The sequence below is a fragment of the Nocardia arizonensis genome, assembly GCF_001310275.1.
GTDB lineage: Bacteria > Actinomycetota > Actinomycetes > Mycobacteriales > Mycobacteriaceae > Nocardia > Nocardia arizonensis.
This window is the reverse complement of sequence record NZ_LGYZ01000121.1, coordinates 39209-60685: the sequence shown is the minus strand read 5'-3', so window position 1 is coordinate 60685 and position 21477 is coordinate 39209. Positions and strand designations below refer to the sequence as shown.

The window sequence follows — 21477 nt, the reverse complement described above, 5'->3', positions numbered from 1 at the left end:
GGCGTATTCGGCCGTGACCCGCACAGCGAAGACGTGGGACCCCGAGAGTCAGTTCCGGGGTCCCACGTCGTTTCTCGTCCCGCCGCGGCGGTTACGGGATGGTCAGCACCTGGCCGACATCGATGAGATCCGGGTTGGCGATGCCGCTGGCATCGGCGATCTCCTGGTAGCGGTTGCCGTCACCGTAGAACCGCTCGGCGATGGCCCACAGCGTGTCGCCGGGCTCGACGACGTAGGTCCGCGCCGCGGGCGGCGGGGGCGGCACGTCCTCGACGGCCGGGGCGGCGATGTCCTCGGCCACCGGCTCCGGTGCGGGCTCGGCGACCGGCTCCGGGGCGGGCAGCGGCGTGTCGGTGTCGGTGCCCGACGCCCACACCGCACCGCCGTCGGGCGCGTAGAGCACCACATTGCGGTCGGCCTGCACGACGAGCCGGTCCACGGCCGCACCGTCGGTCTCGGTCGACCACGCCGCGCCGTCGTCCTTGTACAGCACGAAGTTGCCGTCGGTCTGGAGGGTGGCCCGCCGCACGCCCTGATCGTGAGTCAGCGTGGACCACACGACATTTCCGCCCGGTTCCGACAGCACCAGATTGCCGTCCTGCTGCAAGGTGAGGGTGTAAGCACCACCGGTGAGGGACTGACCCAGTCCCAGTTCTTCGCCTACGCGCAGCGTGTCGCCCACAACGTTCCTTTCGAAGAGTTCTACTGTGCAGAGCATTCGATTGCGACGCGCGCCGGACAATCCGGGCGCGCGCCGCCAGCCGACGATACTGCCCCGAATCGCCGTGCGAAAGGTCTGCGCGCAGGGTTCGCGGAACGTTCACTGTCTCGCTGTCACCGCCGTGTTCGATTGCCACACAGGAGATCACGAACCGGTCACGGGGTTGCTGCGACAACCTCCCGCGCTCAACTATGGTGGTGCGCATGGACCGGACACCGAGTGCGCGAACCGCGGCCGCCATCGCCGCCCTCATCCTCGGGCTGAGCGTAGCCGGCTGCGGCGACGATGGCGCGCGGCCGCCCGCCTCGCCGTCCGCCGCCAACAGCACGCCCACTCGCGACCCGGCCGCGAGCGACGGCCGGGTCTTCACCGCCGACCCGACAATCGTTGGCGCGCATCCGATTCCATTCACCATGTGGACCCCGGTCGGTGCGGACCGGATCGCGGTCGGCTTTCAGACCGGGTCGCCGGAATGCTACGGAGTCGACGCCTCGGTGCGCGAGACCGACAAGACCGTGGTGGTCGAACTGCGCGCGGGTACCCGGGCCGACGCGGTGGGCCGCATGTGCACCATGATCGCCGTCTTCGGCACGCTCGAGGTGCCGCTGAAGTCGCCGGTCGGTGACCGGATGGTGCTCAGCGCGGTCTGAGTCCGCGAAATAACCAGCCGCGCAGCGAGAGACGCCACCCGTCGGGCACGGATGGCGTCTCGCTCGTCGAACCGCGGATCAGTGGGCGAAGTGCCGCGCGCCGGTCAGGTACAGGGTTACGCCCGCCTCGCGCGCGAGATCGATCGTCTCCTGGTCACGCACCGAACCGCCCGGCTGCACGATGGCGCGCACACCGGCCTGGATGAGCTGCTGCGGACCGTCCGGGAACGGGAAGAAGGCATCCGAGGCCGCGACCGATCCCTTGGCCCGGTCGCCTGCCCGCTGGACCGCGAGGTGCACCGCGTCGACCCGGTTGACCTGCCCCATGCCGACGCCGACGGACGCGCCGTCGTCGGCGAGCAGAATCGCGTTGGATTTCACGGCACGGCATGCGCGCCAAGCGAATTCGAGGTCGGCGATGGTCTCGGCATCGGCGGCGTCACCGGCGACCAGCGTCCAGTTGGCCGGATCGTCGCCATCGGCGTCGATGACGTCGCGCTGCTGCAACAGGACTCCGCCGCTGATCGGGCGAAGTTCCACACCCGCGCGCCGCGGCGGCTCGGCCACCAGGATGCGCACGTTCTTCTTGCGCTGCAACACTTCCACCGCACCGTCGGCATAGGAAGGCGCCACGATCACCTCGGTGAATATCTCGGCGACCTGCTGGGCCATCTCCACGGTGACCTCGCGATTCGCCGCGATGACCCCGCCGAAGGCGCTCACCGGATCGCAGGCGTGCGCCTTGCGATGGGCCTCGGCGATATCCGCGCCGACGGCGATACCGCACGGATTGGCGTGCTTGATGATCGCGACCGCGGGCGCGTCGTGATCATAGGCGGCGCGCCAGGCGGCGTCGGCGTCGGTGTAATTGTTGTAGGACATCTCCTTGCCGTGCAGCCGTCGGGCCTGGGCCAGGCCCGACGGGCCGTCGGCGGCGATGTAGAGGGCCGCGGACTGATGCGGATTCTCGCCGTAGCGCAGCACTTCCGCGCGCTGCCACGCCCCGCCGATCCAAGCCGGGAACGGCGAAGCCGACGGCTGCTCCTCGACGGCGGGCGCCAGCACGCCGGTCATCCAGCTCGCCACCGCGACGTCGTATCCGGCGGTGTGCTGGAATGCCTTGGCCGCCAGTGCGGTTCGCTCCGCGAGGGTGAAGCCGCCGGAGCGGATCGCCGCGAGCGCCGGTGCGTAGTCGTCGGTGTCGACCACGACCGCCACCGACGGGTGGTTCTTGGCCGCGGCGCGCACCATCGACGGCCCGCCGATATCGATCTGCTCGACGCATTCGTCCGGGGACGCGCCACTGGCGACCGTCTGGGTGAACGGGTAGAGATTCACCACGACGAGCTGGAACGCCTCGACGCCGAGTTCGATGAGCTGCTCGATATGTTCGGGCTTGCGGGTGTCGGCGAGAATGCCCGCGTGCACCCGGGGATGCAGCGTCTTGACCCGGCCGTCGAGGGTCTCGGGGAATCCGGTCAGATCCTCGACCCTGGTGACCGGGATACCCGCGTCGGCGATCTTCGCCGCGGTGGAACCGGTCGAGACCACCTCGATGCCCGCGGCGTGCAGCCCGGTCGCGAACTCGATGAGCCCGTTCTTGTCGTACACGCTGACCAGGGCCCGGCTGATCGACTTGCGCTCACTCGCACGTTCACCGCTGTCAGTCACCGGCATACTCGCTCACTGGAATAACTGCCTTTCGTCCGTCGGAGACAATGCCTCGGGTCGCGACGGCGGCGACGACCTCCGCCAGCAGCCGTCGCTCGACAACCTTGATTCGCTCGTGCAGAGTGGCCTCGTCGTCGCCCGGCAACACCGGCACCGCCTCCTGCGCCAGGATGGGGCCGGTATCGATGCCCGCGTCCACCAGATGCACCGTCGAGCCGGTGACTCTGACCCCGTAGGCCAGCGCGTCGCGCACCGCGTGCGCCCCCGGAAAGGACGGCAGCAGCGCGGGATGGGTGTTGACGATCCGACCGCCGAAACGCTCCAGGAAGGCGGGCCCGAGAATCCTCATGAAACCGGCCGAGACGACCAGATCCGGCCGGTGGGCGGCGACCGCGTCGGTCAGCGCGAGATCCCAGGCGGCGCGGTCGGCGAAATCGGCCAACTCCAGCCGGAAATGCGGTACGCCCGCGGCGTCGGCGTGATCGGTGGCGGCACAGCTGCGATCGACGCCCACCGCGACCACCTCGGCCGGGTAGTCCGGGGCGGACGCGGCCTCGAGCAGGGCCCGCAGCAGCGATCCGGCGCCCGAGGCGAGCACGACGACGGTGGCCGGGGTCGCGGCGGGCTTCCACCGGGCGTTCGAGGACCTCAGAGCTCCCCTCCTGGGTCTAGAGAGTCGGACGGCGGGCGAATGTCCGCCGGGCTAAGCCTAGTGGTGTCGGCCGGCTCACTCTCGACCGGTAGGAGAGGGTCGCCCGGTCAGCGCCCGCGCTTCGACCCGCGGTCGCCGGGGGCGGGTTCGACCACTTCGGCGTCCACGATCTCCGGGGCCGGGACGGATCGCGGCGGGCGGATTCTGGCGACCGGCTGCTCGTCGAGCAGTTCGGCCACGAAGGTCTCGCCCTCGTAGTCGTCGCGGTAGGAGTAGTCGCCGGTCAGGTCGGTCAGGGAGCGGCCCGGTGGCGCGGGTTCGGTGTCCGCGTAGACCGGCTCGTCGCGGTAGTCGTCGTCGCGGTAGTCGTCGGATTCGTCGTAGTGCCCGCCGTCGTAGTGCCCGCCGTCGTAGTGCTCGCCGTCGTAGTGCCCGCCGTCGTCGTAATGACCGTCGTCGTAGCCGTCGTCTTCGTAATGGCCTTCCTCGTGGGGGTCGGCGTGGTCGTCCTCGCGCGAGCGGTAGCCCGGCCCGGTATACGCGGCGTCACGGTCGCGGGCGCGCGAGGAACGAGCGGGCAGCGTGCCGACCGGGACGATGAACAAGCGGCCGAAGACCATTCCCGCGTATCCGGCCAGTGCCAGCCACACGAAACTCGCCAGGGCGAAGATCGGCAGATCGAGTCCGACGTGGCCGAAACTGCCGAGGTCGCCGCCCGCGATCGCGGCGAGCAGCAGCAGGCCGAGGGTGGCGAGTCCGGCGCAGCTGAGCGTCGCCCACGGGCGCCGAATCTGGTCGGCGGAGATCCGCGCCATATCGATGCCGCCGAGCACGGCCACCGCGGCGGGTACGACCAGCAGCACCGGCCACCAACCCTGCGCCGGCCCGGTCGGCAGCACCGCAATGAGCGGAACCGCCGGAATCGGCCCGCCCCGTACCGAGAACACCCCCACCGACGCCTCGCCGAATCCCACGCCCGGACCCATGAGCACGCCGACCGCGCCGATCACCGCGTTCGGGGCGTAGGCGAGCGACAGCAGGGTCAGCCCGAGGAAGCCGACCGCACCGCCCGCGGCGGCGTAGGTGTCACCGAGGCGGGACCAGTGCACCAGGAACGACACCGCGGTCACCGCGGCGGCGCAGCCGAGCAGGCGCAGCAGAGTACGGCCCGCGCCGTACACCCCCGCGATCAGCCACTCGGGCGCGAGCGCGCGGGCCGGGATCACCCGCCGGTCGCGACTCGCGATACCCACCAGCGCGGCGGTCAGGTAGAGCGCGATGACCCAGGCGAAGGCGACGAGACTGTTCGGCGGTTGCAGGGCGACCACCGCGGAGGCGTCCTCGGCGACCGCCAGACAGACCGCGGTGACCAGCAGCGGACCCGACAGCGCGGCGCCCACGATCCACCCCAGATCCGCAGGGGTGCTTTCCGGTTCGACCGCGCGAGCGCAGTCGCGGCCGGTCAGCCACATCAGCACCGCGGTCGGCAACAGCGGCAGCAGCCCGAGCGCGGTCTTGCCGATGACCAGCGGCACCTGATGCGCGGTGAGCCAACCCGCGGCGATGGCGCCGGAGATGCCGTCGAGTCCGCTGTCGGCCGACAGCAGCACCACCAGGACCACCGTCACGATGACCGCCAGTGCCGTGGTACTGGTGCGGGCGGCGACGAACAGCAGCGCCCGCGCGCGTTCCCCGGTCGGCCAGACCGGTCCGGCCGGTTCGCGATCGCGCCCGCTCCGCCGCATCCCCGGGCGCGCGCGCCGCGGCCCGTCATCCGGCACGCCACGTCCGCCCGCGTCGCGGCGAACCGGGGGATTTCTCGTGGAGCTCATGGCATTCGAGCGTGTCAGTTCGTTCGACGCGAACGGCGAAGGCGCGCCGGGGCGGCGCGCATCAGCGCGCCGCGGCTCGGCAGACAGCACGAACGCCCGGTTCCCTTCGGATTCCCGGGCGCTCGCATGCGATCGACGTCGACTTCGACCTATTTCTTGTCCTCCGGCCGGAACGCCTGGGTGGCGTCGGAGGACGGATCCTTGCCCTGCTCACCGCCGAAGGGCTGCGGCTGCGGACCACTCTGCTGCGGCGGGGTCTGGCCGTAGGGCGACTGGGCTTGCTGGGCCTGCGCGCCGCCGAAGGGCTGGGCCTGCGCGCCGCCGAAGTGCTGGGTGGCGCTCTCGTCGGGCCGCGGCTGCGCGGACGGGTTGCTCGCGTACGGTGAATTCTGTTGCGGCGCACCGTATGCGGACTGCTGACCGTAGGGCTGCTGACCGTAGGGCGACTGACCCTGCTGCGGACCGTAGGCGGGCTGCCCCGGCTGCCCCTGACCGTAGGTCGGCTGGCTGGGCTGGCTCTGCCCGTAAGGCTGCTGCGACGGGTACTGCGGGGTCGAGGGCTGGGCTCCGTAGGAGGGCTGACCGTACTGCCCCTGCGGCTGGCCGTAGCCGACCTGCTGGCTCTGCCCGAAGGGCTGCTGGCCGTATCCGCCCTGGCCGTAGCCGCCCTGCTGGGCGGGCGGGGCGGGCGGCGTGGCGGGCTTCGGCGCGGGCGGGGTGAGGATGCCCACGTCGAAAAGCACCGCCGCGACGGCCGCGGCGGACTGGGCCAGCGCAAGCAGCAGGATGAGGTAGGCGCCGAACTTCATCTCGACGCCGTCGCCCAACTGCAACGTTTGGAAGGCCAGGCCGAGGAAGCCCGCGAGCGAAGCCGCCGCGGCCACGGCCTTCCAGTTCTGCTTGGGCAGTAGCGACAGCGCGGCCACCAGGCCCGCGAACAGCAGGAACGTGAGCAGTCCGGTGACCGGCACCTCGAATCCGTTGGCGCTGTCGGCGGTGGTCTTCGCCCCGTTGACCGGGTTGACGAACTCACGGGCCGCAAAAGGCAGGAATCCGAGCAGGAAATTGATCACGCCGAGCGCCGCGACGCCGACCACAAGGAAGAACGGCAGCCCCTTGGCATCGGAACCGGAAGCGCTCGAACCTGTGACGGCACCACTCGGCGATTGGCCGAGATTGGACGGTGCTGAGGGCGTCGCGGGTGTGTTGTACCCGGAGCCCCCGGTCGGGTAGGACATGTCGTCGTCTCCTAGGTCGAGTCGTACGTCGTGTTCGGCTGGATCCCTTCTGACGCTACTGCACGTCACCGCGCGGGTCATCCTCGACGAACTGGCCGTTCGACCGATATTCCCCGGCCGGACGCCGATAGCAGCGTGAATAACGATTCGACCCCGGTGACCGGAATGCGCGAGGCCGCCGCGGGCGTCCCACGGCGGCCTCGTTCGACATGGCGCGGATCAGGCGGTGATGCTGGCCTTCTCCAGGATCTCGCGCGCGAGCGCGGCGGTCTCGGACGGCGTCTTGCCGACCTTGACACCCGCGGCCTCGAGCGCGTCCTTCTTCGCCTGGGCGGTACCGGCCGAACCGGAGACGATGGCGCCCGCGTGGCCCATGGTCTTGCCCTCGGGCGCGGTGAAGCCCGCGACGTAGCCGACGACCGGCTTGCTGACGTTGGCCTTGATGTAGGCGGCGGCACGCTCCTCGGCGTCGCCGCCGATCTCGCCGATCATCACGATCAGCTTGGTCTCGGGGTCCTTCTCGAACGCCTCGATGGCGTCGATGTGGGTGGTGCCGATGACCGGGTCGCCGCCGATGCCGATGGCGGTGGAGAAACCGAAATCGCGCAGCTCGTACATCATCTGGTAGGTCAGGGTGCCGGACTTGGACACCAGGCCGACCGGGCCCTTGCCGGTGATGTTGGCCGGGGTGATGCCGACCAGCGACTCGCCGGGGGTGATGATGCCGGGGCAGTTCGGGCCGATGATGCGCGTCTTGTTGCCCTTGTCCACGTTGTAGGCCCACGCGAAGGCGGTGTCCTGCACCGGAATACCCTCGGTGATGACCACCAGCAGCGGGATCTCGGCGTCGATGGCCTCGATGATCGCGTCCTTGGCGAACTTCGGCGGCACGAAGGCGATGGACACGTCGGCGCCGGTCGCCTCGATGGCCTCGGCGACAGTGCCGAACACCGGCAGTTCGACGGCGTTGCCGTCGGAGTCGGTGTGCGAGACCGTGGTGCCCGCCTTGCGCGCGTTCACGCCGCCGACGACCTGAGTGCCCGCCTTGAGCATCAGCGCGGTGTGCTTGGTGCCCTCACCGCCGGTGATGCCCTGGACGATGACCTTGGAATCCTTGTTCAGGAAGATAGACATTTCCGGTTTTCCTTACTTGGCCGCGCCGTTGGTGGAAGCAGCCAGTTCGGCCGCCTTGTCCGCGCCTTCGTCCATTGTCTGCGCCAGCGTGATCAGCGGGTGCGCGGCATCGACGAGGATCTTGCGACCCTCTTCCACCTTATTGCCGTCCAAGCGCACGACGAGCGGCTTGTTGGCCTCGTCGCCGAGAATTTCCAGCGCCTTCACGATGCCGTTGGCGACGGCGTCACAGGAGGTGATGCCGCCGAAGACGTTCACGAACACGCTCTTGACCTGAGCGTCGTTCAGGATGACGTCGAGGCCGTTGGCCATGACCTCGGCCGAGGCGCCGCCGCCGATGTCGAGGAAGTTGGCGGGCTTGACGCCGCCGTGGTTCTCACCGGCGTAGGCGACCACGTCAAGGGTGGACATGACCAGGCCCGCGCCGTTGCCGATGATACCGACCTCGCCGTCGAGCTTGACGTAGTTGAGGTCGTTCTGCTTGGCCTTGAGCTCGAGCGGATCGGTGGCGTCGATATCGGCGAACTCCGCGTGGTCCGGGTGCCGGAACTCGGCGTTCTCGTCCAGGGTGACCTTGCCGTCGAGAGCGAGGATCTCGTTGTCCGGGGTGCGCACCAGCGGGTTGACCTCGACCAGGGTGGCGTCCTCGGCGATGAAGACCTCCCACAGCTTCTGGATGGTCACGGCCGCGGCGTCGAGCACGTCGGCGGGCAGGTGGCCCTGTTCGGCGATGGAGCGCGCGAAGGCGAGGTCGACTCCGGTGACGGCGTCGACGGGAACCTTGGCGAGGCGCTCGGGCTTGGTCGCGGCGACCTCCTCGATCTCCATGCCGCCCTCGACCGAGCACATGGCGAGGTAGGTGCGGTTGGACCGATCGAGCAGGAAGGAGATGTAGTACTCCTCGGCGATGTCCTTGGCTTCGGCGACAAGGATCTTCTTGGTGATGTGGCCCTTGATGTCGAGGCCGATGATGTTCTGCGCGTGGGTGAACGCGTCGTCCGGGGTGGCGGCGTACTTGACGCCACCGGCCTTGCCGCGGCCACCGACCTTCACCTGGGACTTGATCATCACCGGCTTGCCGATTTCCTCCGCGATGGCGCGGGCGTCCTCGGCCGTGTCCGTGACGCGGCCCTCGGACGAAGGCACTCCGTGCTTAACGAAGAGCTCCTTCGCCTGATATTCGAAGAGATCCATGTACTCACCGTCTCGTCTGCGTTGTCATGACAACGTCTTTGTTGGCGGCCCGAAGTCGGAAGCGGGTCGGGTCGGACTCTAACCAGTCACATGGAGGGCCAATCGGCCACGTTCATCCTAAGTGGCGCAGGTCACGGGCGAATGCTCGACGGCGGCAAAACCGCCGGTCAAGACTACTGGCGAGTAGCTTTTGGCCGTGCGGCAGGTCGGGCTCGATAAGACGGGAACGGGTACCGGCCTACTACATCCGGTCGTCGCTCGAACTCACCCGAACACCCGGATTGCGGTGAGAAATTCCGTTCCCCTATCGTGATCAATGTCACATGTTTGAATAGTACGAGTGCAGCGCTTGCGGGGCACGCAATCGTTTCGTTACCGTCATTGCGGTCGATGTCACAACTAGATCACGACTCCGTTGTTCCCAGTAAGGAGGACGGCAAGCCTTGATGCAGCAGCACCGCAAAGCTCCGCAGGTGGTGAGCCGTGTCGACGTGGATCAGCCGACATCGCCCTCGCGCCGGATCACCGGCGCCGTGACCTCCGGGTCAATCCACTCCAGCTCCACGATGTGGTACCGCCGATGAACAATCGCTCCACCCTCGCCCACGGTGACAGCGCCCGGACGGGACATCGATATCGCGACGACGACGAGCCCTTCGCGCACGCCGATCACAGCGGACGCAGGCGCGGCTCGGCCCACCGGTACGCACCCGCCGCGGGCGCGGCGCCCGCAGCAGGCGGATTCGAGGCCGCGCAGTCTGCCGCCCCGGCCGCGGAACCCCACTGGACAGTAGATACCGACTGGTCGATGACCGTGCAACAGAATTCGTGGTCGGACGGCGGCGCCTGGTCGAACGGCAGCGCCGTGTCGAGCGGCAGCGCCTTGTCGAGCGGCAGCGCCTTGTCCAGCGGTGACGCGTGGTCGCCCGACGCCGACAATGCGTGGCAGGATTCGAACCCGGCCTGGACATCCGATACCGATAACTCCTGGACGCCGGACTCGAACGCGTCCTGGGCGCCGGAATCCGATGGTTCGTGGCGACCGGGCGAGAACGGCGCGTGGACCCCCGACGCCGACGGCGGATGGGCGCCGGAGACCGGTACGCCCGCCAAGGCCGAGCCGACCATCATCCCGGCCCGCGATCCGAACCGCCGCGGCGGCGCCCATCGGATGCCCGCCCCGCCCGCCTCCCTCAAGGGACGCGCCGCGGTCGTCGCGGTCGCCGCCGGCGCGGTCGTCGCCGCCGGGCAGGCCGCCTTCGCGTCGCCGGAACAGCCCGCCACCAACACCCTCGACTACGAGGCCGCCGGGCAGATCCACGAAATCGCCGCCCAATCCATGAGCGTGGCCGATCCCGACGTCGCCCCCTCCTCGCCGCAGGTGCTCAACGTCTCGACACCCGCGAATCTCGGCCAGTTCAACGACATGTTGCAGAAGGGCCAGAAGTACGCCGAGGACATGGCCGCCCAAGAGGCGTCCAAGCTCCGGCCGCTGTTCACCAAATTCGCGGCGGGCACCTTCACCTCCGGCTACGGCGCCCGTTGGGGCGTCCAGCATCTCGGTATCGACATCGCGGGCCCCATCGGCACGCCGATCTACGCGGTGGCCGACGGCACGGTCATCGAAGCCGGCCCCGCGGCGGGCTTCGGCATGTGGGTGCGGCTGCTGCACGACGACGGCACCATCACCATCTACGGCCACATCGACACCGCCACCGTCTCGCAGGGCGAGCGCGTGATGGCAGGCGATCAGATCGCCACCATCGGCAATCGCGGCTTCTCCACCGGACCGCACTGCCACTTCGAGGTATGGCAGAACGGCACCGACAAGATCGATCCGTTGCCCTGGCTGGCCACGCGCGGCATCAGCCTCGGTCCGCGCGGAGACTGATCGCCTCCGAGAGCACCGGGCGCACGGCACGATGACATCGTCCGTGCGCCCTTGCGCGGCCGTTCATTTCGCGACGCGAACGCGGCGTCGAATGCCGATCTCCCTCACCGTCGCCCGGGCGAAGGCGGGCCTGGGCGCGCATTGGCACAGATGCGCCGTCGATTCTTGCGTACTCCAAGGAGATTCACAGCTGAGCGCATTGCGATTCAGCAATTTGATCGTTACCGTCGAGGGTCCGAGGACCTGATGATTGGGCCGTACCCGGAGGTTGAAAAACTCGATGCGCGTGGCGAATACCGCACTGATCGTGACCGCCGGACGAAGACCAGGACTTTTCGGACGATCTTCGAGTTACCGACATTCCGGACATACCCCCCGACTCATCCGGTGAGGTACGACGACGACTGGGCCGCCGACAGCTGGGCGCGGAGCGACCGGCACGAAGAACCCCGGCCTCAGCAATCTTTCAGCTATGAACCGCGGGCGCCGCGGCGGTCTCGGCGACGCGGCGCGCATCGCACGCCGCCGCCCCCGCATTCGCTGCGCGGCCGCGTTGTCGCCTTCGCCTTGGCCGCGGGCGCCTTCACCGCGGCGGGACAGCAGATGTGGCGCCCTTCCGACCAATCCGCGCAGACCGTCGAATTCGAGGCACTCGGACAGGCGAGCGCCGTCGCCGCGCCCGCGCCGCAACTCCCGTCCGACAGTACGGAAATCCTCCAAACCGTGACACCACCCGATCCGACGCGGTTCGCCGATCTTCTCGACAGCGGCGCGCGCTACGCCGAGGAGATCGCCGCCGAGCAGGCCGCCAAGATGCGCCCGCTGTTCACCAAATTCACCTCGGGCACCTTCACCTCCGGCTACGGCGCCCGCTGGGGCGTGCTGCACCCGGGTGTCGACATCGCCGCGCCCATCGGCACCCCGATCTACGCGGTCGAGGACGGCACGGTGGTCGACGCGGGACCGGCCAGCGGATTCGGCATGTGGGTTCGACTGCGCGGCGACGACGGCACCGTCACGGTCTACGGGCACATCAATACCGCGCTCGTCTCCGTCGGCGACCACGTGACCGCGGGCGACGAGATCGCGACCGTCGGCAATCGCGGTGAATCCACCGGTCCGCATTGCCATTTCGAGGTCTGGCTGAACGGCACCGATCGCATCGACCCGCTGCCCTGGCTCGCCACCCGAGGCATCAGCCTCGGTCCCGAACGAGACTGACAGCGCGGCGGATCAGCCTGAGGGGCATGGCTCGTACGTCGACGTACACCCAGTTCATCGACCTGCCCCCGGAAATCCTGTGGACGGTTGTGGTTAATCCCGGACGGTGGTGCGGTGGTCTCGGCCGTCCGGTCGCCGTGGGAACCGGCGGACGATACGTGCCGCGCGGGCCGATCACGGGGGCGATGCACCGCCGGACAGCACCGCCGTTCGTCATCACCGCGCCGGCCCCGGGCCGGTCGCTCACCCTGGAACGGCCGAACCCGCGGGAGTCATGCGGTGACCTGGTCGCTGCGCCCCGAGGGCACGGGCACCGTGGTCACCCAGCACCTCACCTTCGCGGGTCCGTCCGCGCCGGTGGCGCGCGCGGTGGCCGGATCGCTGCTCGAGGCCGACGGCCGGGTCGTGTTCGCCCGGCTCGCCCTCGCCGCCCGCATCGAACCCGCGCCCGACGCACTCACCGTGGTGATCGCGGGCGGCACCGGCGCACTCGGGCGCAACCTCGCCACCGACCTGCTCTGCCGCGGCCGACGGTCACCGTGCGCACTCGCCGCCGCGATGCCGAACTGCCGTTCCATCAGGTCGAGTGGGATGCCGAGCACGTCGGGGAATGGGTTGCGCCCCCGCTGAAGTGCGTGGTGCAGTTGACCAAGGCGGGGCTCGGGTACTGCGCGACATCGGTTCGACTTTCGATACCCCACCCTGGACGAGGCCCTCGCCGACCTGCTCCCGCACGGGGTTCGGCAGCTCGCGCCGCCGCGGTCGCAATGACTCGCGGACAGTCGACGTAGGCTAAATTGAACCTCACACCTGCTCGGGGGTGGACATCGGTTCGTTCGAGCGAGAGGTTGTGCGGGGTGGACCCAGCAATCATGGCGGCGGCAACAGCGGCCGCGTCAGCGGTATCGGCGGGACTGGTGGCGGGTGTTACCGACACTGCCAAACAGGCGGTCGCGGATTCCTATCAGAAGGTCAAAGCCTTACTCGTACACAAGTATCCGGCGGTCGACGTAGACATCGTCGAAGCGCGCCCGCTGATCGAATCGAGACGGGTGGTGCTGACCGAGGAACTAGCCGCAGCGGGGGCGAGGGCCGATTCGGAACTCGCCGCCGTTGTGCAGGCGTTGTTGGAAGTCATACACGACCGAGTGCCGCAGGCCGCCGAGATCGCGGGTGTGCGAGTAACCGAACTCGAAGCCGGGGAAGTCGAAATACGCGATATCGAGACGATGGGCGCCGACGGGGTGGTAGCCGATCGGGTGAAAGTCGACGGGAAGTTCTCGGTACAGAATGTGAGGGTGGTGCCGCAACCGCCCCACCCTCACTGAGCGCGACGGAGCCCGCCCCCGCCGCGTATTCCGGCGTCACAGCCACCGGCGCCTACGTCGGCGGGAACTTCGTCACGAATACGCAGGTCGTCAACCATCTCGTGAGTCCCCCGCCTGCGCCGAGACGTGTGGTGGTGGGTCGAATTCCGCGGCAGGCAGCGTATTTCATCGCCCGTGCGCAAATACAGGAGCTGGAGGAGGTATTGGAACGGTCACCGGTGGCGGTGGTGGTGACCGGGATGCGAGGCGCAGGTAAGACGCAGGTCGCCGCCGCCTATGCTCGCGATGCCATCGTGGCCCGGATGAGCTTGGTGGGATGGGTCAACGCTGAGACGACCGACACCCTCTACGCGGGTCTGGACGAGATCGCCGCGCGGGTCGGGGTCGCGGACCCCGACGGTGACTCCTCGATCTCCGCCAATCGATTGCGAGACCACTTATCCGAGCGTCCGGAACCCGCGCTACTGGTGTTCGACAACGCCACCAATCCCGATCTCATCGACTCCCTGTTACCTACGGGAGGCGCGACCAAGGTATTGATTACCAGCACCGATCGCGCATTCACTCAACTCGGCGAAATCATCGACGCCGGTGAAGGCTTCGCCCGGCGAGAATCGGTGCACTATCTCGGCGCGGCAACCGGACTGAAGGACCCGGACGGGGCAGCTGTTGTAGCCGCGGCATTGGGCGACCTGCCATTGGCGCTATCAGCGGCAGCAGCCACGATCACCGGCCGCCGATTGGACTACACGCGCTACCGGCAACTCCTGCACACCCACCGTCTTCCCGCGGTGCTCCCACGTCGCGCGGGCCACGATCATCCCCTGGCAGTGGACCAAGCACTGTTGCTCTCGATACAGACCTGCGAAACCGCCACTGCGGACCCAGACCTCGACACCGGTGTGCGATGGGCGTTGGGTGTGATGGCGATGCTCGCTCCTGACGGGGTCGATTACGCGATGCTCCCCGACTTCGATGGTCGGCTCGACGCCGTATTGCAGCGGTGTGTGGACGGATCGCTTCTGTACTGGTCGACGACTCGACGGGTAGTGGTCATGCACCGGCTCGTCGCTCGTGTCGCGCGTGAACGTGCCTACTCCACCGGAACGCTCGCCGAACTGGTGACCCATACGATGGCCGTCCTCGATCCTCTGCTCTTCGAGGAGGCGCAAGCATTCCGACGTCGCGAAGAAGGGTCGCGCCTGGTCGACCACATATACGCATTGTGGGACGCGATCAATCTCTCTTTCGATCTCGACACCGAAACTCTCGCCCGGGTACTGGCCGCCCGTCGTTGGGCGACTGGTCAATTGATCAACGCCGCCGATACCGCCCGATCGATCAGCCTCGCTCATCACACCCATTCGGATCATGAACTTATACTCGGCCCTGACCACCCCGATACGCTGACCTCCCGCGACAACCTCGCCCACGCCTACAAGTCGGCAGGACGCCTGGGTGAGGCAATCTGGCAATTCGAGCAGAATCTCGACGACAGCATCCGACTATTGGGGCCCGACCACACCGACACCCTGTGCTATGCCGACAATCTCGCACACGCTTACGAGTCGGCGGGACGCCTGAATCACGCGATCTCGATATTGGAACCGACTCTCGCCGAGCGGGAGCGGTTGCTGGGCCCGGATCATCCAGACACTCTGTCCTCGCGCAACAACCTCGCCTATACCTACGAGTCGGCGGGACGCCTGGGCGAGGCGATACCGCTGTTCGAGCAGAACCTCGCCGACCGGGAACGGGTACTGGGCTCGGGCCACCCGGATACCCTCACCTCCCGCAACAACCTCGCCTACACCTACCGAGCGGCCGGGCGACTGGACGAAGCCATCGCCCTGCACGAGCAGAACCTCATCGACAGTGGTCGAATGCTGGGCCCCGACCACCCCGACACCCTCTCATCCGGGGACAACCTCGCCCACACCTACACCTCAGCGGGGCGACTGGACGAAGCCATCGCCCTGCACACCCGGAACCTCACCAATCGGGAACGGGTACTGGGCTCGGGCCACCCGGACACCCTCACCTCCCGCAACAACCTCGCCCACACCTACATCTCAGCCGGACGCGTAGACGACGCCATACCACTACACGAACAGACCCTCGCCGACCGAGAACGAGTACTCGGCCCCGACCACCCCGACACCCTCACCTCCCGCAACAACCTCGCCTACATCTACGAGTCGATCGGGCGAGTAGATGAGGCGGTACCGCTCTATGAACAGGCTCTCACCGACTGTGAGCGGGCATTGAGTCCTGACCATCCCGTCACCGTGGCCGTCCGCGACAACCTGGTCTCGGCGCGACAGCCTTACGGTGGAATGCTGACCCGTCCGACAGCGAGCGCCGAACCCGCCGATCACTCTCGGACAACGGACCGGAACGACCGCTGACTACGGCGTGACGACGATCGCCAGACCGATCAGTGCCACGACCTTGACGACCTCGAGACCGATATAGGCGAAGTGCGCGTGCGAGCGCGGCAGGTCCTCGCCGGCCAAGACGCGGTCGGAGCGGCGGCTCAAGGGCGGACGCACGAGCGCGACCTGCACCGCGAGGACGACGACCGCGATCCCGAGCCAGATCCAGTCGGCGGTGGACGGGCCGAGAATGGCGAAGGACGACACCAGCAGTACCGCGAGGACGGTCTCGACGATATTCAACGCGCGGAATACCAAGCGGCCGATACCCAATCCCAGCGGCAGCGTGATGCCCGGTGCGCGGAATTTCAGCGGAGCTTCGAGAAAGGAAATGGCCAGCACCATTCCGAGCCAGAGCATCGGAAAGAACCACACGAGATGCTGTGCGAAAGTCTCCATCAGGCGGACCCTACCGATCGGAGGTTTCGCGCGGGGAGGGTCGTTCGGCCCTCGATGGTCCTAATGAGTGGTAGCGGGCCTCAGAGCTTCACCAGGGTTCGGCTGTATTGGGGAATCAGGCGGATCTTGCCCGCGGTGCCGAAATCGATGGTCACCGTCGCCAGCGGGCCGAAACCCTCGGCGGCGATCACCCGGCCGAGACCGTATTTGTCGTCGCTGACCCGGTCGCCCACCGCCAGCACCAGATCGGTGTTGTTGCGGGTGGCTCCGCCCGGTGCGGGCCTGCGCGGGCCCCGGCCCTGTACACCGGGACGCTGCGGTTGCCCCCAGCCGTCGCCTCGGGTCCAGTCGCGTTCGAGTCCTTCGTCCTCGCCGCGGCGACGCAGACCGCGCGCGGCGGGCGAGCCGGCGGACTCCAGCCGTCGCCAATCCATCAGGTGACCCGGAATCTCCTGGAGGAAGCGCGATTCCGGATTGGAGACCGGCTGGCCCCAGCCCGATCGGACCACCGCGCGGGTCAGGTACAGCCGCCTGCGGGCGCGGGTGATGCCGACATAGGCCAAGCGGCGTTCCTCGGCTAGTTCGGTGGGATCGCCCAGCGCCCGCATATGCGGGAACTGGCCGTCCTCCCAACCGGTGACGAAGACCACCGGGAATTCCAGGCCCTTGGCGGTGTGCAAGGTCATCATGGTGACCACCCCGGAACCCTCGTCGGGAATCTGATCGGTATCGGCCACCAGGGAGACCCGCTCGAGGAAGGCCGCGAGCGAGCCGGGTTCGGGTTCGCCGTCGACCGCCTCCGGCACCAGCCCCTCCTCGCGGGCCGCCTCCGCGTTGTTGTGCGCCTCGGAACTGAACTCCCGCGCGACGCTCACCAATTCGTTGAGATTGTCCAGCCGCGCGCCGTCCTGTGGATCGTCGGAGGATTCGAGTTCGGCGCGGTAGCCGGTGCGGTCGAGCACCGCCTCCACCACGTTGCCGACATCCGGGAAGTCGGCGTCGGCGCGTACGCCCGCCGCCCTGATCTCGTCGAGCAGGTCGAGGAAGCCACCGATGGCCCGCTGCGCCCTGGTGTTGAGCAGGGCGACATTGCCGTCGGCGGCGTCGCGCAGCGCGGCGGCGAATCCGATGCCGCGATGTTCGGCGTGCACCGCGACACAGGCTTCGGCCCGGTCGCCGATGCCGCGGCGCGGGGTGTTCAGAATGCGGCGCATACTCACCGCGTCATCGGGATTCTCCAGCACACGCAGGTAGGCCACGATATCGCGGACCTCCTTGCGCTCGTAGAACCGGACGCCGCCGACCACCTTGTAGGGCAGCCCCATACGGATGAAGATCTCCTCCAGCGCGCGCGAATTGTTGTTGGTGCGGTAGAAAACCGCGACATCGCCGTAGTTGGCCTCGCCCTGGTCCACCAATCGGTCGATCTCGCGGGCCACGAAGGATGCCTCGTCGTGCTCGTTGTCGGCGACATAGCCGACGATGAGATCGCCCTCGCCGGAATCGGTCCACAGCCGTTTGTCGCGCCTGCCCTCGTTGCGCGATATCACCGCGTTCGCCGCGGACAGAATGTGCTGGGTGGAGCGGTAGTTCTGTTCGAGCAGAATGGTCTCGGCATCGGGGAAATCACGTTCGAATTCCTCGATATTGCGGATCGTCGCGCCGCGGAAGGCGTATATCGATTGATCGGCGTCGCCGACCACGCACAATTCGCTCGGTTCGACCGCGTCCGTGATCTCGGTGGCCCCGGCGATATCCGGGTCCGCGGCGGCCGCGCCCGCGGCGGTATCGTCGGCATCGGCGCGCAGGTGATGACCGACCAACTCCCTGATCAGGAAGTATTGCGCGTGGTTGGTGTCCTGGTACTCGTCGACCAGTACGTGGCGGAAGCGCCGCCGGTAGTACTCGGCGACCTGGGGGTGGCGCTGCAACAGCGCCACCGTCTCGCCGATCAGGTCATCGAAGTCCAGCGCGTTCGCGGTGCGCAGCCTGCGCTGGTATTCGGTGTAGACGCGCGCGACCAGCGCGGGCAGTTCAGTGTCGTCGGATTCGGCGTCGGCGGTGGCCTGTTCCGGGCCGATCAGTTCGTTCTTGAGATTCGATATGGCGGTGGCCAGCAGGCGCGGAGTGTATTTCTTGGTGTCGATGTCGAGATCGCGACCGATCATCGTGAGCAAACGCCGGGAATCGTCGGCGTCGTAGATCGAGAAATTCGAATTCAGCCCCGGCAGCAGCGCGGCCTGCATTCGCAGGATGCGCACGCAACTCGAGTGGAATGTCGAGACCCACATGCTGTTGGCGCGCGGGCCGACCAGCCCGGTGACCCGCTCGCGCATCTCGGCGGCGGCCTTGTTGGTGAAGGTGATCGCCAGGATCTGACCCGGGGTGACGCCCCTGGCGGCGAGCAGATAGGCGATGCGCCGGGTCAGCACGGCGGTCTTGCCCGATCCGGCACCCGCCACGATCAGCAGCGGCGAACCGGAGTGCACAACCGCGGCGCGCTGCTGCGGATTGAGCCCTTCCAACAGCCGGTCGGCCTCCTCGGCGCGACGCTGGTCGTGATCGGCGCGGCGGCGCTGCTGATCGTCGGCGCGGCGCTGCGCCCGCTCGGCCAGCGACGGTGTCGCCGGTGATGCGGCGGAATCCGAAGATCCCGGAGCCCCGGAAGACGCCGGAGCCCCCGAAGACGCCGGAGCCCCCGAAGACGCGGAAGGTCCGGCACGACCGGCGTCGACCTGCGAATTCCGTGCCGGGTCGGTATGCCGGTCGTGCCCGGCCTGCGTCTGGGGAGCCACCGTGATGTCCATTGCCCATCCACGCTACCGGCGGCCACCGACAGAGTTGAAGCCCCCGACCGGACGACGCCGGTCACCGGACAGCAAGCGAACGGTGGGTGAACTGCGAGTTTCGCGCCGTTCCGCAAATCGGCGCGTCCTTCTCAGATGATTCACAAATTCCATCGTTTTGCACAACTGCCGACCCGTGGCAGACTGGCCTCATGATCAGCGCTGTCGCGATATGTCGGATTCGGCTAACAGCCGGATACCGGAGATCGCGATTTCATAGCTGAGCGCACTTCTCTGGGGGACTATGGAGAGCCCCACCAGGTCTGATTCACGGTGAAGGAACCGGACGGTAACGAGCGGCGCTCGCGACTCGATCCACGTTCTGACACGAGGAGATGAATGATGAGCACCCCTGCGACGGCCACCGGGTCCGATGCGGCTCTGCCGCAGACCGAAGCGGAGATCGACAAGCTCCGCAAGGAGATCGACCGGCTCGACGCCGAGATCCTGGCCGCGGTCAAGCGGCGCACCGAGATCTCCCGCATCATCGGCCGGACCCGAATGGCGTCCGGCGGCCCTCGGTTGGTGCACAGCCGCGAGATGAAGGTACTCGAGCGCTTCAGCGAACTGGGCCAGGAAGGCCACACGCTGGCCATGCTGCTGCTGCGTCTGGGTCGCGGTCGACTCGGCCACTGAACCCGCGGTGATCGCAAGACACCGCCTCCCCCTGGCCGCCCCGGGTGTTCCGACCCCGGGGCGGTCGTCTCGTCCGATCAGGTCAACGCGATGTACTTGGTGGACAGGTACTCCTCGATGCCCTCGCTGCCGCCCTCGCGCCCGAAGCCGGACTCCTTGACGCCGCCGAACGGGGCGGCCGGATCGGAGATCACACCACGGTTGACGCCGACCATGCCGGATTCCAGCCCCTCGGCGATGCGCAACGCCCGGTCCAGATCGCGCGTGTAGACGTAGCTGACCAGGCCGTACCGGGTGTCGTTGGCCGCGGCGAGGCCCTGGGCCTCGGTATCGAATCCGACGATCGGCGCCACCGGGCCGAACACCTCCTCGCTCATGATGCGGGCGGTGGGCGGCACCTCGGACAGGATGGTCGCCGGATAGAACCAGCCAGGACCCCCGGGCGCCTTACCGCCGAGCCGCACCGTCGCGCCCGCGCCGACGGCGTCGTCCACCAGTTCCGACACGGTGTTCAACTGATCGGAATTGACGAGCGGACCGAGCGTTGTCGCCGGGTCGGAGCCGGGACCGAGGACGACCGAATTCGACATGACGTCCACGAGTTTCGCGGTGAACTCCTCCAGTACGCCGCGCTGCACGTGGAAGCGATTGGCCGCGGTGCACGCCTCGCCGCCGTTGCGCAGTTTGGCCAGCATCGCGCCCTGCACCGCGGCGTCGACGTCGGCGTCGTCGAAGACCACGAAGGGCGCGTTGCCGCCGAGTTCCATCGAGGTGCGCAGCAATTTGTTCGCCGAGGCCGCGACGAGCTTCTTGCCGACCTCGGTGGAGCCGGTGAAGGTGAGTTTGCGCAGCCGCGGGTCCTCGAGCAGCGGCCCCGTGACGGCACCGGACCGTGAGGTCGTTATCACCGAGAGCACGCCGTCGGGCAGCCCCGCCGCACTGCACAGCTGGGCAAGCGCGAGCATGGTGAGCGGGGTCTCCGAGGCGGGCTTCACGATCATGGTGCAGCCCGCCGCCAGTGCGGGACCGATCTTGCGGGTGCCCATCGCCAGCGGGAAATTCCAGGGCGTGATGGCCAGACACGGGCCGACCGGCTGCTTGTGCACCATGATTCGCCCGGCTCCGGACGGTGCGTGCAGGTAGCGGCCGTGTATCCGCACCGCCTCCTCGCTGAACCACCGGAAGAATTCCGCACCGTAGCGGACCTCGTTGCGGCTCTCGGGCAGCGCCTTGCCCATTTCCAGGGTCATCAACAGCGCGAATTCCTCGGCGCGGGCGGTGATGCGCTCGTAGACCCGGCGCAGGATCTCGCCGCGTTCGCGGGCGGGGGTCGCGGCCCAGTCGGCCTGCGCGGCGACCGCGGCGTCGAGCGCGCGCATCGCGTCCGCGGGCGATGCGTCGGCGACCCGCGTCAGCACCTCCCCGGTCGCCGGATCGCGCACCGGGAACGTGGCGCCGCCGGTCGCTTCGACCGGACCGCCGATCCACAGTGCGGTGGGCACGGATTGCAGGACTTCGCTGTCGGACGCCATTGCCCCAGCCTAATCGGCCTCCCCGACGCGAGAACTGCGTTTCCGAGCGGTACGAGATCGACCGCACGTCATATCCGCAGTTCAGCCGCGTGCGCGA

General features: G+C 68.1%; 17 protein-coding genes. 7 read left to right on the top strand and 10 right to left on the bottom strand.

The genetic code is table 11. The features are described from left to right. Positions 1-91: 91 nt before the first annotated feature. The gene (locus APZ21_RS27290; protein ID WP_054816137.1) at positions 92-682 is read right to left on the bottom strand and encodes a LysM peptidoglycan-binding domain-containing protein; all 591 of its coding nucleotides are present in this window, start codon (positions 680-682) and stop codon (positions 92-94) included. Between the two features lie 242 nt (positions 683-924). On the opposite strand from APZ21_RS27290, the gene APZ21_RS27285 reads away from it, so the two are divergent. Continuing rightward, the gene (locus APZ21_RS27285; RefSeq protein WP_054816280.1) at positions 925-1371 is read left to right on the top strand and encodes a hypothetical protein; all 447 of its coding nucleotides are present in this window, start codon (positions 925-927) and stop codon (positions 1369-1371) included. 78 nt (positions 1372-1449) lie between these two features. Here APZ21_RS27285 and purH read toward each other — a convergent pair whose 3' ends face one another. The 6 genes from purH to sucC all read right to left on the bottom strand — a co-directional run bounded on the left by purH (position 1450) and on the right by sucC (position 9092). Continuing rightward, the gene (purH, locus tag APZ21_RS27280; protein ID WP_239476832.1) at positions 1450-3042 is read right to left on the bottom strand and encodes a bifunctional phosphoribosylaminoimidazolecarboxamide formyltransferase/IMP cyclohydrolase; all 1593 of its coding nucleotides are present in this window, start codon (positions 3040-3042) and stop codon (positions 1450-1452) included. Continuing rightward, positions 3035-3694, bottom strand: coding sequence for a phosphoribosylglycinamide formyltransferase (purN, locus tag APZ21_RS27275; protein ID WP_054816279.1), 660 nt, complete (start codon positions 3692-3694; stop codon positions 3035-3037). Before purN ends, purH begins: the two co-directional genes overlap by 8 nt. 107 nt (positions 3695-3801) lie before the next feature. Next, on the bottom strand, positions 3802-5526 hold the full coding sequence (locus APZ21_RS27270; RefSeq protein WP_054816135.1) for a cell division protein PerM: 1725 nt from the start codon (positions 5524-5526) through the stop codon (positions 3802-3804). 149 nt (positions 5527-5675) lie between these two features. Then, positions 5676-6764, bottom strand: a complete 1089-nt coding sequence (locus tag APZ21_RS36075) for a DUF5336 domain-containing protein (protein ID WP_054816134.1) — start codon at positions 6762-6764, stop codon at positions 5676-5678. A 219-nt stretch (positions 6765-6983) separates the two neighbouring features. Continuing rightward, positions 6984-7898: a succinate--CoA ligase subunit alpha gene (gene sucD, locus APZ21_RS27260; protein ID WP_054816133.1), complete on the bottom strand. Its 915-nt coding sequence runs from the start codon at positions 7896-7898 to the stop codon at positions 6984-6986. Positions 7899-7910: 12 nt separating this feature from the next. Beyond that, positions 7911-9092, bottom strand: a complete 1182-nt coding sequence (sucC, locus tag APZ21_RS27255) for an ADP-forming succinate--CoA ligase subunit beta (protein WP_054816132.1) — start codon at positions 9090-9092, stop codon at positions 7911-7913. An 808-nt stretch (positions 9093-9900) separates the two neighbouring features. Here sucC and APZ21_RS27250 point away from each other — a divergent pair. The 5 genes from APZ21_RS27250 to APZ21_RS27230 all read left to right on the top strand — a co-directional run bounded on the left by APZ21_RS27250 (position 9901) and on the right by APZ21_RS27230 (position 15940). Continuing rightward, complete coding sequence (locus APZ21_RS27250; RefSeq protein ID WP_371852400.1) at positions 9901-10983, top strand: M23 family metallopeptidase; 1083 nt, start codon at positions 9901-9903, stop codon at positions 10981-10983. A 387-nt stretch (positions 10984-11370) separates the two neighbouring features. Beyond that, positions 11371-12204, top strand: coding sequence for a M23 family metallopeptidase (locus tag APZ21_RS27245; RefSeq protein ID WP_054816130.1), 834 nt, complete (start codon positions 11371-11373; stop codon positions 12202-12204). Between the two features lie 279 nt (positions 12205-12483). Further along, positions 12484-12834 (top strand): hypothetical protein, encoded by a 351-nt coding sequence (locus tag APZ21_RS27240; protein ID WP_054816129.1) that lies wholly within the window; start codon positions 12484-12486, stop codon positions 12832-12834. Positions 12835-13061: 227 nt separating this feature from the next. After that, a complete protein-coding gene (locus tag APZ21_RS27235) occupies positions 13062-13532 on the top strand; it encodes a hypothetical protein (RefSeq protein ID WP_156371360.1) in 471 nt (156 codons plus the stop codon). A 101-nt stretch (positions 13533-13633) separates the two neighbouring features. Continuing rightward, on the top strand, positions 13634-15940 hold the full coding sequence (locus APZ21_RS27230) for a tetratricopeptide repeat protein (protein ID WP_338048726.1): 2307 nt from the start codon (positions 13634-13636) through the stop codon (positions 15938-15940). On the opposite strand, the gene APZ21_RS27225 is transcribed toward APZ21_RS27230, so the two are convergent. Both APZ21_RS27225 and pcrA read right to left on the bottom strand, forming a co-directional pair. Then, entirely contained in the window at positions 15941-16366 is a 426-nt protein-coding gene (locus APZ21_RS27225; RefSeq protein ID WP_054816126.1) for a hypothetical protein, read from the bottom strand. Positions 16367-16446: 80 nt separating this feature from the next. Continuing rightward, on the bottom strand, positions 16447-19173 hold the full coding sequence (gene pcrA / locus APZ21_RS27220) for a DNA helicase PcrA (RefSeq protein WP_054816125.1): 2727 nt from the start codon (positions 19171-19173) through the stop codon (positions 16447-16449). 381 nt (positions 19174-19554) lie between these two features. On the opposite strand from pcrA, the gene APZ21_RS27215 reads away from it, so the two are divergent. Beyond that, positions 19555-19848, top strand: a complete 294-nt coding sequence (locus tag APZ21_RS27215; protein WP_054816278.1) for a chorismate mutase — start codon at positions 19555-19557, stop codon at positions 19846-19848. Positions 19849-19925: 77 nt separating this feature from the next. Here the strand turns inward: APZ21_RS27215 and APZ21_RS27210 are convergent, their stop codons facing one another. Next, on the bottom strand, positions 19926-21380 hold the full coding sequence (locus APZ21_RS27210; RefSeq protein WP_054816124.1) for an NAD-dependent succinate-semialdehyde dehydrogenase: 1455 nt from the start codon (positions 21378-21380) through the stop codon (positions 19926-19928). Positions 21381-21477 lie beyond the last annotated feature (97 nt).

Excerpts from the sequence above, each read along its gene's own strand:
- APZ21_RS27285 (WP_054816280.1), top strand. The coding sequence starts at position 925 with ATGGACCGGACACCGAGTGCGCGAACCGCGGCCGCCATCGCCGCCCTC.
- APZ21_RS27270 (WP_054816135.1), bottom strand. The coding sequence starts at position 5,526 with ATGAGCTCCACGAGAAATCCCCCGGTTCGCCGCGACGCGGGCGGACGT.
- APZ21_RS36075 (WP_054816134.1), bottom strand. The coding sequence starts at position 6,764 with ATGTCCTACCCGACCGGGGGCTCCGGGTACAACACACCCGCGACGCCC.
- sucD (WP_054816133.1), bottom strand. The coding sequence starts at position 7,898 with ATGTCTATCTTCCTGAACAAGGATTCCAAGGTCATCGTCCAGGGCATC.
- sucC (WP_054816132.1), bottom strand. The coding sequence starts at position 9,092 with ATGGATCTCTTCGAATATCAGGCGAAGGAGCTCTTCGTTAAGCACGGA.
- APZ21_RS27250 (WP_371852400.1), top strand. The coding sequence starts at position 9,901 with ATGACCGTGCAACAGAATTCGTGGTCGGACGGCGGCGCCTGGTCGAAC.
- APZ21_RS27225 (WP_054816126.1), bottom strand. The coding sequence starts at position 16,366 with ATGGAGACTTTCGCACAGCATCTCGTGTGGTTCTTTCCGATGCTCTGG.
- pcrA (WP_054816125.1), bottom strand. The coding sequence starts at position 19,173 with ATGGACATCACGGTGGCTCCCCAGACGCAGGCCGGGCACGACCGGCAT.
- APZ21_RS27215 (WP_054816278.1), top strand. The coding sequence starts at position 19,555 with ATGAGCACCCCTGCGACGGCCACCGGGTCCGATGCGGCTCTGCCGCAG.
- APZ21_RS27210 (WP_054816124.1), bottom strand. The coding sequence starts at position 21,380 with ATGGCGTCCGACAGCGAAGTCCTGCAATCCGTGCCCACCGCACTGTGG.